Below are 13862 nucleotides of genomic sequence, written 5' to 3' on the forward strand. Positions count from 1 at the left end.
CGTCGTGAAGATGCCCGTCGTCGGCAGCGCGATATCGGCATTCGCCAGAAGATTCGCAATGTGGGCGTTGGGCGTAGCGTCGCCAAACCACATGACCAGAATTGGCGCTGTGATTTGCTTGGCCCCATCGGGCGTTTCCGGGTGGACAACTTTCAGCGACGGATCGAAGAGCCGGAAATTGCCCGGTATCTGCGCATTATCGGCCACGATGGTCCTGAAATGTCCGTGGCTGCTGATTTCCGTATAAAGCTGACGATAATCCAGCTGACCGTAGGGCGGCATGCTGGAGCCGTAGACCAGATAATAGGACAGGACCGGCGGAACCAGCAGCGCAACCAGCGCGCCCATTGCTGCATATTCGATGACTGGGCGCTTGCCGATACGGAAGCGCTCCAGACGAAATGCCAGCACAGCCGGCAACAGAAACAGCACTGGCTGAAGCCAGCGGTCCTTGACGTCATTGGCGCCGGTAGCAACGACGCCGACGAAAACCACGAGCAAGCCGACAAGCACGAGGCGACGCATGAATGTCTCGCCGGGCGTGTAGGGCGTGGTTGGCTTTGTGCGCTTTTTGTAATGGATCAGCGCGATGATAGCCGCGATTGCCAGGGCGAGCACAGAGAACAGGAAGGCCGCTTCCACGAAGCTTTCAATGCCGTTCAGCCGGTCGAAGATCGGATTGCCCGATGCGCCCATCTGCAACTTGCCGGAACGGGCGATGACGCTCGATTTGTGCGCGAACATCCATGTTGCCGTCGGGCCGACACAGATCGCGAAGGCAAGCAGGGTGACAGCCGAAAGTTTCGACAGCAGCACAGTTCGATATTCGGGCACTGAAAGCCCAGTTATGATCACCATGATGAGGAAGAACGACGCGTTGAACTTGCCCAGAAGTGCAGCGGTCATGGCAACGCCAAGAAGGGCAGCCGAAATAACGCTGCGCTTGCGCATATGCCAGGCAAAGGCAAGGAAGGTCCATCCGCAACCCGCCGTGCCAGCCACCGAATGGGTCAAGGCGCGCTGCGATTCCCAGCCGATTTGCGGAATGAGAAACAGGCCGAGCATGCTGGCCGAGGCCACGGCGCGCGAAAACCCTAAAAGCCGCATCGCGCCAAAGACGCTGAGGAACAGGCTTGCCAGCATGCCGAACTTCACGATTTGAAGCGTCAGCATCGACGTGCCCAGCACGGAGGCGGCAAGATTGGTCGTCCAGGTATAGAGTGGTGGCTGCGAACCGCCATAACCCCAGTCGAGATAGCCTATATTGGCGAGCTGTTCCGCGTCATCGAGCCCGGCACCGTTGGAGATATAAGTCACCAGAACGGCCTGAAGCACGAAATAGCACACTATAAAAAGAACGGCCCAAGGCAGTCCCAATATTTCTTTGTCTGCGGTAGACGCGGTTTGTCTTAATGCGGTCAAGCTTGAAGTCCCGATGCTGAACGAAATGCCCGGATGGGCGCAAACAGGCTGCTACATGTCACAGGATTATGTTCGGATTTCAATCCGGGTAGCGCCAATCAATCGAAATATGAGGACAATATTTGATAAAATTTTCGTTTACGGCAAAAACCGCGCTGCCTTTCGGCGCACGGTTTTGCCAACTACGCATGGCAATCTCACCGGACTAAACGCTGGTGAGAGATACATAAAGCTCCGGTACGCAATACCAGATCCGGAGCATCGAGAGAGGCTCAGCCTGTCTCGAGCTCCTTTTTATCCGAACATCGTTACCGTACGGTTAGCAGACGATTAAGCAAATCTAAACATTGCCTTTTTTGGGCAAGTTTTTCACGGATGTGATGTTTTTTTACTTGGCGTCGGATTTTGCCCGCAAATGATTGATGATGCCGGAGAAATCTTCGCCACCATGACCTTCACCGTCGAAAAGCGCGTAAATCGCTTCGGCATGGGCACCAAGCGGCGTTTCCGCGCCCGCACTTTTCGCCGCTTCCTGCGATAGCTTGAGGTCTTTCAACATGAGTGCTGCGGCAAAGCCCGGTTTGTAGTCGCGATTGGCGGGGGAGGTCGGCACCGGCCCCGGGACAGGGCAATAAGTGGTGAGCGACCAGCATTGGCCCGACGAGGTTGAGGCCACGTCGAAAAGCGCCTGATGCGAAAGGCCGAGCTTTTCGGCCAGCACGAAGGCCTCGCTGACGCCGATCATCGAAATGCCGAGAATCATATTGTTGCAGATCTTGGCGGCCTGTCCGGCTCCATCGCCGCCGCAATGCACAATCTTGCCAGCCATTGGCTTGAGGATCGGTTCGCCACGCTCGAAGGCCTTGTCGCTGCCGCCCGCCATGAAAGTGAGTGTGCCTGCGGCTGCACCGCCGGTGCCGCCCGAAACCGGCGCATCGATGGAGAGGTGACCGTGGCTGGCAGCGAGAGCATGCGCCTTGCGTGCTGAATCGACGTCAATCGTGGAGCAATCAATGAAAAGCGAGTCTTTACGGGCCGTAGGCGCGATTTCCTCATAAACGGCGAGAACATGCTTGCCTGCGGGCAGCATGGTTATAACTGCGTCTACGTCGGCCACGGCTTCCACCGCGCTCGCGGCGATCTGCAATCCATTGGCGCGGGCTTCTTCAAGATGCTGCGGCAACAGATCGAAGCCGCGCACCGTATGTCCGGCCTTGACCAGATTTGCCGCCATCGGGCCGCCCATATTGCCGAGGCCGATGAATGCGATAGTGGCCATGATAAACTCCTCCGTATAAGTGCTGTTCAGCGCCCGATCATATGCCTTGCAATGATCACGCGCATGATTTCGTTGGTGCCTTCCAGAATCTGGTGCACGCGCAGGTCGCGAACCAGCTTTTCGATCCCATAATCGTGAAGGTAACCATAACCGCCAAAAAGCTGCAGCGCTTCATTGGCGACATTGAAGCCCGTGTCGGTCACAAACCGCTTGGCCATCGCCGACCATTTGCCAGCATCGTGGGTTTTGCGGTCGAGCTTGCTGGCGGCGGCATAAAGCAGCAGGCGCGCTGCCGAAAGTTCCGTCTCCATGTCCGCAAGGCGAAACTGCAGGGCCTGAAAACGGTCGATCGTTTGTCCGAAGGCTCTGCGTTCACCGCAATATTCCAGCGCCTTGTCGAGCGCGGATTGCGCGCCACCAAGCGAACAGGCACCTATATTCAGACGCCCGCCGTCAAGACCCGCCATGGCGATCTTGAAGCCGGTGCCTTCATTGCCAAGCCGATTTTCCACCGGCACGCGGCAGTTGTCGAAAATGACGGTTCGCGTCGGCTGACAGTTCCAGCCCATCTTGTATTCATTGGCGCCAAACGACAGGCCGGGTGCATCTTTCGGCACAATGAGGGTGGAAATACCCTTCGGACCGTCCTCGCCGGTACGCACCATGGTGACGTAGATGTCAGTCTCTCCGGCGCCGGAAATAAACTGCTTGGCGCCGTTGATGACATATTGATCGCCGTCCCGCGTCGCACGGGTGCGAAGGGCGGCGGCGTCCGAGCCGGACCCCGGTTCGGTCAGGCAGTAGCTGGCAAGCCAGTCCATCGCTGTCAGCTTGGGCAGAAACTGCTGTCGTTGCGCTTCGTTGCCGAATGTGTCGATCATCCACGCAGCCATGTTGTGGATTGAAACAAAGGCCGAGAATGACGGGCAGGCCGCTGCGAGCGCTTCGAAAATAAGCACTGCATCCATGCGTTTCAGCGCTGATCCGCCAACATCTTCGCGGACGTAAATGCCGCCCATGCCGAGCGATCCGGTCTCGCGGAGTGCATCAACCGGGAAATGCTTGTCGCGGTCCCATTGCAGCGCGTGGGGTGCAATCCGGTCGCTGGCGAAGCCGCGCGCCATTTCCTGAATGGCAAGCTGTTCTTCATTCAGCTCGAACTGGTTTTGTTCGGCAGCATCCATGGTTTCCTCCCTCAGCTTTGAAAGTTGAGTACCGCTCCTCTGTTGTGGACTAGAGCATAAGACCGGATGGCTGCCAACGCTCTATTGGAATAATCTTGCTCACATTTGTAATAAACTGATGCGCATTTTTGCATAGAAGGTGTGTCGTTGAACGCTTCGGATGTGCTGTAAAGCATAGGCTGCGACCCAGATTGCCATGGCTTGCCGTTTCGGCTACGCAGGTCCTATGGTACGGGCAATTATGTTTCAGGGAACGGGGTCTGATGTCGGCAAGAGCGTGCTTGTCGCTGGGCTCTGTCGTGTGGCGCGCAATCGCGGATTGAAGGTCCGCCCGTTCAAGCCTCAGAACATGTCGAACAACGCTGCTGTCAGTGACGACGGCGGCGAAATCGGTCGTGCCCAATGGTTGCAGGCACTGGCGTCGGGCGTGCCATCCTCGGTGCATATGAACCCGGTTTTGCTTAAACCTCAGACAGATATGGGCAGCCAGATCGTGGTGCAGGGTCAGGTGCGTGGCGAGGCACGCGGGCGCTATTATCAGGAATTGAAGCCGCAGTTGATGGCGTCGGTGATGGAGTCCTTTTCCATCGTCAGTGAAGGCGCTGATCTCGTGCTGATCGAAGGTGCGGGGTCGCCCGCGGAAATCAACCTTCGGGCGGGCGACATTGCGAATATGGGTTTCGCAACGCAGGCAGATGTGCCGGTGGTGCTGGTCGGCGACATTGATCGGGGCGGGGTGATCGCCTCTCTGGTCGGAACCCATACAATTTTGTCGGACGAAGACCGCGCCATGGTGCGCGGTTTCATCATCAACAAGTTTCGTGGTGATATTTCTCTGTTCGATGACGGGCTGGAAGCAATCGAACGCTTCACCGGCTGGCGCTCGTTCGGTGTGGTTCCGTGGCTAAAGGCGGTTTCCAGATTGCCTGCCGAGGATTCGGTGGTTCTGGAGCGCGCCGTGCGCAGTGCTGACAAGGCGCTAAAAGTTGCGGTGCCGATGTTGCCGCGCATCGCCAATTTTGACGATCTGGACCCGCTGAAAGCCGAGCCTGCGGTGGAGGTGGTCATGGTGCCGCCCGGTACGTCTCTTCCGCCCGATGCCGGGCTGGTTGTACTGCCGGGAACGAAATCCACGATCACCGATCTGCTGGCTTTCCGTGAAAACGGTTGGGATCGCGATCTGGTACAGCACGTGAAGCGGGGCGGACATGTGCTGGGTATCTGCGGCGGGTTTCAGATGCTGGGGCGCAGCATCCATGACCCGCACGGTATCGAAGGGCAGGTGCGCGAAGCAGAAGGGCTGGGGCTGCTCGACATCGAGACGGTCATGGAGCCGGAAAAAGTCGTCCGCAATGTGAAGGCGACTTCGCTGCTCTATGATGCGCCGCTCGAGGGATATGAAATTCATGTTGGCCGCACGACAGGTGCGGATATGTTCAGGCCTTTCGCGCGCATCGAAAATCATGATGACGGTGCGATATCTGCCGATGGCCGCATCATGGGCACTTATTTACATGGTGTTTTCGGTGCGGATCGTTTTCGGCAGCAATTTCTCGCAGCGCTAGGTGTTGAGGGCGGAATAGGCAATTACCGCCTGAGCGTCGAAGCGGCGCTGGATGAACTGGCGGAAGGGCTGGAAGCCTGTCTCGATATCGATGCGTTGTTTTCGCTGATCTGACACAACTGTACTCGTTCAGTCTCGATAGTTTCACGTATCAGGGCTATTTTTTGGTCTGATATGACAATAAATCTTAATTATATATAAATTTCAGATAATTCTAATATACTGTATCGTATAAAAATTTATACTGGCATTTTTACCATCTCGTTTCATTCAAAATATATTTAAAATTATAATGAGGCTATTTTGATATTGAGGTTTTTATATCAAAATCATCATATTGTTTTTCGCCGTCATCTCTACGTATATTCACTCTTGGCGGTCAATGCATTGTTCATTGTTTCGCCTCAGGTCGATTTGATTACCAGCCGATATTTTTTCAAACACGGGGATTTTTCCGCGTCGAATTCACCGGCTTGGGTCGCCCTTAGGGATTTCCACCGTGTCAGTCAGTGTTGGTTGCTGGCTGCAATGCTGGTTTTGATCGGTTTCTACGCGTTGTGGCGGCGCCCCATCCTTTCTATCGCCCCTCACAAGGTGCTTTATGTGCTTCTGACCTTTGCGCTTGGCCCAGGCATCGTAACGCAAAGCCTGAAGTTGCTGATCGGAAGAGCGCGGCCACGACATCTGCTGGAATTTGGCGGCTCAATGAATTTTACACCGGCCTGGCAGATGGCTGCGACATGTAGCAAAAACTGCTCATTTCCGTCGGGAGAGGGCGCTGCTGCGGCTGCGATGCTGTCGCTTTTAATATTCGTTCCTGAACGCTGGCGCGTTATGTCCGCCGCGATTTTCATTCCAATCCTCATGCTGATTTCCATGAACCGTGTTTTCATGGGCGCGCATTTTCTATCGGATGTGGTGATCGCATGGAGTTTGGTGGTGGGCGTGATGTTGTGGCTCTGGCCCAGGATCAATGCCAAGGCGGAGACCATCGACCGCTGGGTTCGGCGCAAGGGGCAATTTCTGCGCCCTCGCGCTGATTGACGGCCTATCAGCAAAGGCTTAATGTCCGCGCATGTGACAGGTTTTCGCCGGACGAATCTGGTGAAACCAAGAGGGAATGCGAAGGACGGACCCAATCAGGGCGTTTCTATCGCAGCCGACCCCGCGACTGTAGAGCGGAGAGGAATGAAGCCAAGCCGGGCAACCGGCAGCCACTGGAACATCACGTTCCGGGAAGGCGGTGACATTACCGACGACCCGCGAGCCAGGAGACCTGCCTGTTGCAGAAGGGTATTTTACCCGCGCCCCATGGGAGGTTTTTCCCTGCTGCCTGCACGGAGGTTGTCATGGCTGCACGTATGAATAATTCTGTCTCCGCTACTATTCCCCTGCCTTTGGCTGCGCGCCTCGGTACGGCGGTGGTCTCCCTGCTTCTCGGCGCGTTTCTTATCTATGGCGTTGGCATTGCGCATTCGGATGCGCTGCACGATTCAGCGCATGATACCCGCCATTCTTACGGTTTTCCCTGCCATTGATGCTTTGCATCGACATTGTGAGCCGCGCCCTTGGCCGGTTTGCATGGGGAAATGACCATATGTCTGTTTTTCTAGGAAGCTGACATTGCAGAGCGTCGGATAGCGTTTGCTACCGACGGGCTTTGCAGCTGGGGAATTGAAATGTTGATCCGTTATCTCTTGGCCACGCTTGCTGCGGGCCTTCTGGCAGGGCTTCTGGTGACGCCTGCCATGTATCTCAAAACCGTGCCGCTGATCATTCAGGCGGAAGTTTACGAAGAGGCGGGCGGCGGCCATAGCCACGGACCGGCGGAAGCCGCGCCGCATGAACACGCCGCTGAGACGCCTGCCCATGACCATGCGGCAACTGCCGCGCCGGAGGAAGAAGGAGCCGGAGCAGAACTGCCTTTCGGTCGCCTTGGCAATACAATCCTCGCCAATCTTGTTGCGGGTGCCGGTTTTGCACTGCTGCTTGGCGGTATCGCGCTGCTGATTGGTCGCCCGATCACCGTGCAGAACGGGCTTTACTGGGGCATGGCCGGTTTCTTTGCGGTGGCATTCTTGCCTGCGCTCGGTCTGTCGCCGGAACTGCCAGCCATGCCTGCCGACGATCTTGCAGAGCGCCAGCTTTGGTGGATTTCGACGGTTGTTCTCAGCGGCGTCGGCCTTTATCTCATCGTGCTGCGCGGAGAAATCTGGGCAAAACTGCTCGGCCTCATCGCCATTATTGCGCCGCATCTCTATGGCGCGCCGCATCCTGAGGATATTGCGTCGCCTATTCCGTCGCTGCTTGCGTCGCAATATGCGGTCGCCTCGCTGGCGACGAACCTGTTCATGTGGGCGGTGATTGGTCTGGCGCTTGGCTGGTTCATCCAGCATTACGCCTCATCGGAACTGGAAGGCTGAAAGCATGGCTCTGCCCGGAAAAATAACCTTTGTTCTTGGCGGAGCCCGTTCAGGCAAATCGTCCTATGCCGAAAAACTGGTTGAAGCCTCCGGGCTTCAGCCGGTCTATCTGGCGACTGGTCGGGCCTTCGACGGAGAAATGGAAAGTCGCATCGCGGTGCATCGCGACCGGCGCGGCACGCAATGGCAAACAGTCGAAGAGCCGTTCGAGCTGAAGGGCGCGCTTTTGCAACAGGCACAATCGTCCAGATTTGTGCTGGTTGACTGCCTGACCTTGTGGGTCACCAATCTCATGATGGCCGAACGCGACATTGCTGCGGAAGGGCGTGATCTGGTGACCGCGCTTTCTGAGCTGGGCGGGCCGGTTGTTTTCGTCTCCAACGAGGTGGGTCTTGGCATCGTGCCGGAAAACCGCATGGCGCGGGAATTTCGCGATCATGCAGGCTTTTTGCATCAGGCCATCGCTGCGGCGGCAGACGAAGTTTATTTCATGGCGGCGGGCTTGCCGCTCAAGATGAAGGGATAATTTTATGCAGGGCCAAAAGATACCGGCGACCGTGATTACCGGGTTTCTCGGATCGGGGAAGACCACGATGATCCGCAATCTGCTTGAAAACGCCAATGGCAAGCGCATTGCGCTGATCATCAATGAATTTGGCGATCTTGGTGTCGATGGCGGTATTCTGAAAGGTTGCGGCATCGAAACCTGCCGCGAGGAAGATGTGATCGAACTCAACAATGGCTGCATTTGCTGCACCGTTGCGGACGATTTCATCCCGACCATGACCAAGCTGCTCGACCGCGCGGATCGCCCGGATCACATCGTCATCGAGACCTCCGGCCTCGCTTTGCCACAGCCGCTTGTGGCTGCCTTCAACTGGCCGGAAATCAAGACGCAGGTGACTGTGGATGGTGTGGTCACGGTGATCGATGCCGCCGCTGTCGCCGAAGGCCGCTTCGCTGATGATCATGACAAGGTGGATGCGCAGCGCGCCGCCGATGAATCACTGGACCATGAAAGCCCGCTGGAAGAGCTGTTTGAAGATCAGATTCATGCGGCCGACTTGATCGTGCTCAACAAGGCCGACCTGATCGATGCCTCAAGCCTCGATAGCGTGAAGGCGGATGTTGCCGAGCGCTCGTCGCGCCGCGTCAACATGGTGCCTGCAAGCTTCGGCAAGCTTGGCGCTGATGTGCTGCTTGGTCTTGGCGTTGGTACGGAAGACGATATCGCCAACCGCAAGTCGCATCATGAAATTCATCATGCCGATGGTCACGAGCATGATCATGATGAATTCGAGAGCTTTGTGGTCGAGGCCGGTTCCGTGTCGGACCCGAAGGCTTTTGCCGAAGAGCTGAAGACCATCATCGCCGACCATGATGTTCTGCGCCTCAAGGGCTTTGTCGATGTGCCCGGCAAGCCGATGCGTCTAGTGGTGCAGGCTGTCGGCCCGCGTATCGAGCATTACTTCGACCGCCCATGGGGCAAGGATGAAGCCCGTTCGACGCGTCTCGTTGTCATCGGCCTGCATGAGATCGATGAAACCGCCATTACCAAGGCCGTGAAAGACGCAGTTTTGTAATGCATCTTCTGCTTGCCCAGAAAGGAACGATCAGCGACGGCAATGAGGCCGTCGATCTCGGCCAGACGCCCGGTGACATTCTGTTCCTTTCCGCCGCCGACACGGAGCTGGCCAGTCTTGCGCAGGCGCACCGCGCTGAGCCAAACGGGCCAAGCCTGCGGCTCGCCAGTTTTCTGAGCCTGACGCATCCTATGTCCGTCGATGCTTATGTCGAGCGGACGGTGCGTCATGCAAAGCTGATTGTCGTGCGCATTATCGGCGGTGAAACCTACTGGCCCTATGGGCTGGAAGCACTTCATGCCTGCGCTGTGAACAACGGCGTCAAGATCGCGGTGCTTCCGGGCGACGACAAGCCGGATCATGGGTTGGATCGCTTTTCGACGGTTGCAAACGCTGACCGTGACGCGTTGTGGCGCTATCTGATTGAGGGCGGCGCTTCCAACATGCGCGCTTTCCTCGATTATTGCGCCGCGCTGATCCACGGCGGCGAAAAGCCAGCCGAAGCCGCGCCACTGCTCAAGGCGGGGCTTTGGTGGCCGGGCGAGGCGGTGGTTTCGCTCGATCTCATCAGCAGTCGTTGGATCGAGAATGCACCCGTTGCGGCAATCGTCTTCTATCGCGCGCTGGTGCAAAGCGGCCAGACTCAGCCGGTTGAAGCACTAATTACGGGTTTGCAGGCGGAAGGCATCAACCCGCTGCCTCTGTTCGTCTCCAGCCTCAAGGACCGGCTGTCCGCTGCCGTGGTGGACGGTGTTTTCGAAGATTGCGCGCCGGATATCGTGCTGAACGCGACCGGCTTTGCCATTTCGTCGCCAGGTGCTGAGCGCAAGCCGACGGTACTCGACAAGCGCGGCAACATGGTTTTGCAGGTGATTTTTTCGGGCACGCCAAAGGCGGTCTGGCAGGCATCGCAGCAGGGACTGCTGGCCCGCGATCTCGCCATGAATGTTGCCTTGCCGGAAGTGGACGGGCGCGTCCTGTCGCGTGCGGTTTCGTTCAAATCGGCGCGGCAGTTCGATGCGGCGGTGGAGGCGAATATCGTCACCCATGAGCCCGATGAAAACCGCGTGACTTTTGTTGCGAAACTCGCGGCGAACTGGGTCCGACTGAAGCGGAAGAAGGCCGGGGAACGCCGTGTGGCGTTAATCCTCGCCAACTATCCCAACCGTGACGGGCGGCTTGGCAACGGTGTCGGTCTGGATACGCCTGCCGGAACGGTTGAGACGCTCAGGGCCATGGCCGATGCGGGCTATCAGACTGGCGAAGTGCCTGCTGATGGCGATGCGCTGATGCAGCTTTTGATGGCAGGGCCGACCAATGCCGCGCGCGATGGGCGCGAGATTCGCGAAACCATTTCGCTCAATCAATACAACGACTTTTTCAAAAAGCTTCCCAATGCGATTCAGGCGGAAATCACCGCCCGCTGGGGCGAGCCGGAAAGCGATCCATTCTACGACCGGGAACGCATTGCTTTTGCGCTGCCGCTGATGCGGCTTGGCGAAACGCTGACCGGCATTCAGCCCGCCCGCGGCTACAATATCGATCCGAAGGAAAGCTATCATTCGCCGGATCTGGTGCCGCCACATGGCTATATCGCATTCTATGCTTATTTGCGCGCCGTGGCGAATGTCGATGCCATTGTTCATATGGGCAAGCACGGCAATCTCGAATGGCTTCCGGGCAAGGCGCTGGCGCTGTCGGAACACTGCTATCCGGAAGCTGTGTTCGGGCCCACGCCGCATATCTATCCGTTTATCGTCAACGATCCGGGCGAGGGCACACAAGCGAAGCGCCGTGCGGGTGCGGTGATTATCGATCACCTGACGCCGCCTTTGACCCGCGCCGAAAGCTACGGCCCGCTGAAAGATCTCGAAGCGCTGGTCGATGAATATTACGAAGCCTCGGGCGTCGATCCACGCCGTTTGTTGCGGCTCAAGGGGCAGATTCTCGATCTGGTGCGCGATATCGGCCTCGACCGCGATGCGGGCATTCACGACCATGACGATGAAGATATGGCGCTGCAAAAGCTCGACGCCTATCTCTGCGATTTGAAGGAAATGCAGATCCGCGACGGGCTGCATATTTTCGGGCAAGCGCCTCAAGCGCGGCTTTTGACCGATCTTCTGGTGGCGCTGGCCCGTGTTCCGCGTGGTGTGCCGGTTTCGCTTGGCGGGAGTGCCGGTGACCAGAGCTTGCAGCGCGCCATTGCGGCTGATGCGGGGCTGGATGAAGGTTTCGATCCGCTGGATTGCAACATGGCCGATCCGTGGACAGGGCCGAAGCCGGAATTGCTGGCCGAGGTTAGTCCGGCGACTTGGCGCATCACGGGCGATACGGTGGAACGTATTGAACTTCTGGCAGCAAAGCTTGTCTCGGGCGAGCAGGCTTGTCCGCAAGACTGGCAACAGACGGGTGCCGTGTTGCAAGCGATCGTCGATCATCTGCGCCCCAGCGTTCTTGCCTGTGGCCCCGCAGAAATCGAAGGACTGTTGGCTGCGCTCGATGGGTGCTTCGTGCCGCCGGGACCATCCGGCGCGCCAACGCGCGGACGGCCCGATGTCTTGCCAACAGGGCGTAATTTCTTCTCGACTGACAGTCGTGCGGTGCCAACACCTGCCGCGTGGGAACTCGGACGCAAATCGGCGGAACTGTTGGTTACCCGCTATACGCAAGACCATGGCGAATGGCCGACCTCCTTCGGTCTCACGGCTTGGGGCACATCCAATATGCGCACTGGCGGCGACGACATTGCGCAGGCGCTGGCGCTGATCGGCGTCAAGCCGGTCTGGGATATGGCCTCGCGGCGCGTCACCGGCTACGAAATCGTGCCGCCCGCTATGCTTGGGCGTCCGCGTGTGGACGTGACCTTGCGCATATCGGGCTTTTTCCGTGATGCGTTTCCCGAACAGATCGCCTTGTTCGACAAGGCCGTGCGTGCGGTGGGAGCGCTCGCCGAAGACGCGGAAGACAATCCGATTGCGGCGCGCATGGCGGCAGAGCAGGTGCGTCTTGTGGCCAGTGGAGTCGATGAAAAGACGGCGCAACGCCGTGCAGGCTATCGCGTGTTCGGCTCGAAGCCCGGTGCCTATGGCGCTGGATTGCAGGCGCTGATCGACGAAAACGGTTGGGTTGGGCGCAACGATCTGGCGGAAGCCTGGCTTGTCTGGGGCGGCTATGCCTATGGCGCGGGCGAGGAGGGGCAGGCAGAGCGTGGCCTTCTCGAAGAGCGCCTGCGTTCGGTGCAGGCCGTCGTGCAGAATCAGGACAATCGCGAGCATGATCTTCTCGACAGCGACGACTATTACCAGTTCGAAGGCGGTATGGCCGCGACGGTGGAAAACCTGACCGGTGCCATGCCAACGGTTTATCACAACGATCATTCGCGACCGGAAAAGCCGGTGATCCGCACGCTTGAGGAAGAGCTTTCGCGGGTGGTGCGCGGACGCGCCTCAAACCCGAAATGGATCGCGGGCGTGATGCGCCACGGCTATAAGGGGGCGGCGGAAATCGCAGCGACGGTCGATTATCTGTTCGCCTTTGCGGCGACCACCGGAAAAGTCGGGAACCATCATTTCGAGGCGGTCTATCAGGCCTATATCGCCGACAAGGCGGTGCATGATTTCATGGCTGAAAAGAACCCGGCAGCGCTGGCGGAAACCGCCGCGAAGCTGAACGATGCCATCGAGCGCGGTTTCTGGACGCCGCGTTCGAATTCAGCGCGGTTCATATTGGAAAATCTTCAGAAGTTGAATCCGGAAAGGGCGACAAATGGCTGAGAAATCTGAAAAACTTCTGTCGATGACGGAAGAAGAGCTGAATGCGCGCCATGCCGACAAGATGCGCAAGAAGAAGGCCGCGCGCGACAAGATACAAGCCACCAAGACCGAGGAAAAGGGTCTTGTGATTGTCCATACCGGCAAGGGCAAGGGCAAATCCACTGCCGGTTTTGGCATGGTGTTCCGCGCGCTCGGTCACGGTATGAAGATCGGCGTTGTGCAGTTCGTCAAAGGATCGTGGGACACCGGCGAACGCTGGGTTCTGGAAAAATTTCCCGATCAGGTGACGATTTCGGCACTGGGCGAAGGCTTTACCTGGGAGACGCAGGATCGCAGCCGCGATATTGCCATGGCGCGTGGCGCATGGGAGCAGGCCAAGGCCATGATCATGGACGAAGAGATCGACATGGTGCTTTGCGACGAACTGAATATTGTTCTGCGCTATGATTATCTGCCCGTGGAAGAGATCATCGAAGTGCTGAAAGCCAAGCCGGAAATGAAGCACGTCATCGTGACTGGTCGGAACGCAAAAGATGAGCTGATAGAGGTGGCCGACCTTGTCACGGAGATGGAAATGATCAAGCATCCGTTCCGTTCGGGCGTGAAAGCCCAGAAGGGGATAGAGTTCTGA

At 57.7% G+C, this 13862-nt stretch carries 11 protein-coding genes and 1 riboswitch; of the genes, 8 read left to right on the forward strand and 3 right to left on the reverse strand.

Annotated elements, in window-relative coordinates; genetic code table 11:
- The 3 genes from HWD97_RS14510 to HWD97_RS14520 all read right to left on the reverse strand — a co-directional run.
- Positions 1 to 1317: ArnT family glycosyltransferase (locus HWD97_RS14510; RefSeq protein WP_371835166.1), on the reverse strand; the 1317-nt coding region annotated here is incomplete at its 3' end.
- Positions 1318 to 1810: 493 nt separating this feature from the next.
- Complete coding sequence (gene mmsB, locus HWD97_RS14515) at positions 1811 to 2701, reverse strand: 3-hydroxyisobutyrate dehydrogenase (protein WP_109369297.1); 891 nt, start codon at positions 2699 to 2701, stop codon at positions 1811 to 1813.
- A gap of 26 nt (positions 2702 to 2727) precedes the next feature.
- The gene (locus HWD97_RS14520) at positions 2728 to 3885 is read right to left on the reverse strand and encodes an isobutyryl-CoA dehydrogenase (protein ID WP_109369296.1); all 1158 of its coding nucleotides are present in this window, start codon (positions 3883 to 3885) and stop codon (positions 2728 to 2730) included.
- Between the two features lie 226 nt (positions 3886 to 4111).
- Between HWD97_RS14520 and HWD97_RS14525 the strand changes: the two genes are divergently transcribed.
- The 8 genes from HWD97_RS14525 (at position 4112) to cobO (ending at position 13862) form a co-directional block, all read left to right on the forward strand.
- The gene (locus HWD97_RS14525; RefSeq protein ID WP_121536348.1) at positions 4112 to 5563 is read left to right on the forward strand and encodes a cobyric acid synthase; all 1452 of its coding nucleotides are present in this window, start codon (positions 4112 to 4114) and stop codon (positions 5561 to 5563) included.
- Positions 5564 to 5752: 189 nt separating this feature from the next.
- Positions 5753 to 6493 (forward strand): phosphatase PAP2 family protein, encoded by a 741-nt coding sequence (locus tag HWD97_RS14530; RefSeq protein WP_124916209.1) that lies wholly within the window; start codon positions 5753 to 5755, stop codon positions 6491 to 6493.
- Between the two features lie 21 nt (positions 6494 to 6514).
- Positions 6515 to 6748: riboswitch (cobalamin riboswitch) on the forward strand.
- Positions 6749 to 6798: 50 nt separating this feature from the next.
- Positions 6799 to 6987 carry a CbtB domain-containing protein gene (locus HWD97_RS14535; RefSeq protein WP_109369293.1) on the forward strand — a complete coding sequence of 63 codons (189 nt, stop codon included), beginning with the start codon at positions 6799 to 6801 and terminating at the stop codon, positions 6985 to 6987.
- Between the two features lie 141 nt (positions 6988 to 7128).
- A complete protein-coding gene (locus HWD97_RS14540) occupies positions 7129 to 7872 on the forward strand; it encodes a CbtA family protein (protein WP_109369292.1) in 744 nt (247 codons plus the stop codon).
- Positions 7873 to 7876: 4 nt separating this feature from the next.
- A complete protein-coding gene (gene cobU / locus HWD97_RS14545; protein WP_109369291.1) occupies positions 7877 to 8398 on the forward strand; it encodes a bifunctional adenosylcobinamide kinase/adenosylcobinamide-phosphate guanylyltransferase in 522 nt (173 codons plus the stop codon).
- A gap of 4 nt (positions 8399 to 8402) precedes the next feature.
- On the forward strand, positions 8403 to 9455 hold the full coding sequence (cobW, locus tag HWD97_RS14550; protein ID WP_121536344.1) for a cobalamin biosynthesis protein CobW: 1053 nt from the start codon (positions 8403 to 8405) through the stop codon (positions 9453 to 9455).
- Complete coding sequence (gene cobN, locus HWD97_RS14555) at positions 9455 to 13231, forward strand: cobaltochelatase subunit CobN (protein WP_109369289.1); 3777 nt, start codon at positions 9455 to 9457, stop codon at positions 13229 to 13231. The genes cobW and cobN overlap by 1 nt, the downstream gene beginning before the upstream one ends.
- Positions 13224 to 13862, forward strand: coding sequence for a cob(I)yrinic acid a,c-diamide adenosyltransferase (gene cobO / locus HWD97_RS14560; protein ID WP_109369288.1), 639 nt, complete (start codon positions 13224 to 13226; stop codon positions 13860 to 13862). The genes cobN and cobO overlap by 8 nt, the downstream gene beginning before the upstream one ends.

Origin of the sequence: Ochrobactrum sp. C6C9 (assembly GCF_022627935.1) — a bacterium.
Taxonomy (GTDB): Bacteria; Pseudomonadota; Alphaproteobacteria; order Rhizobiales; family Rhizobiaceae; genus Brucella; species Brucella teleogrylli.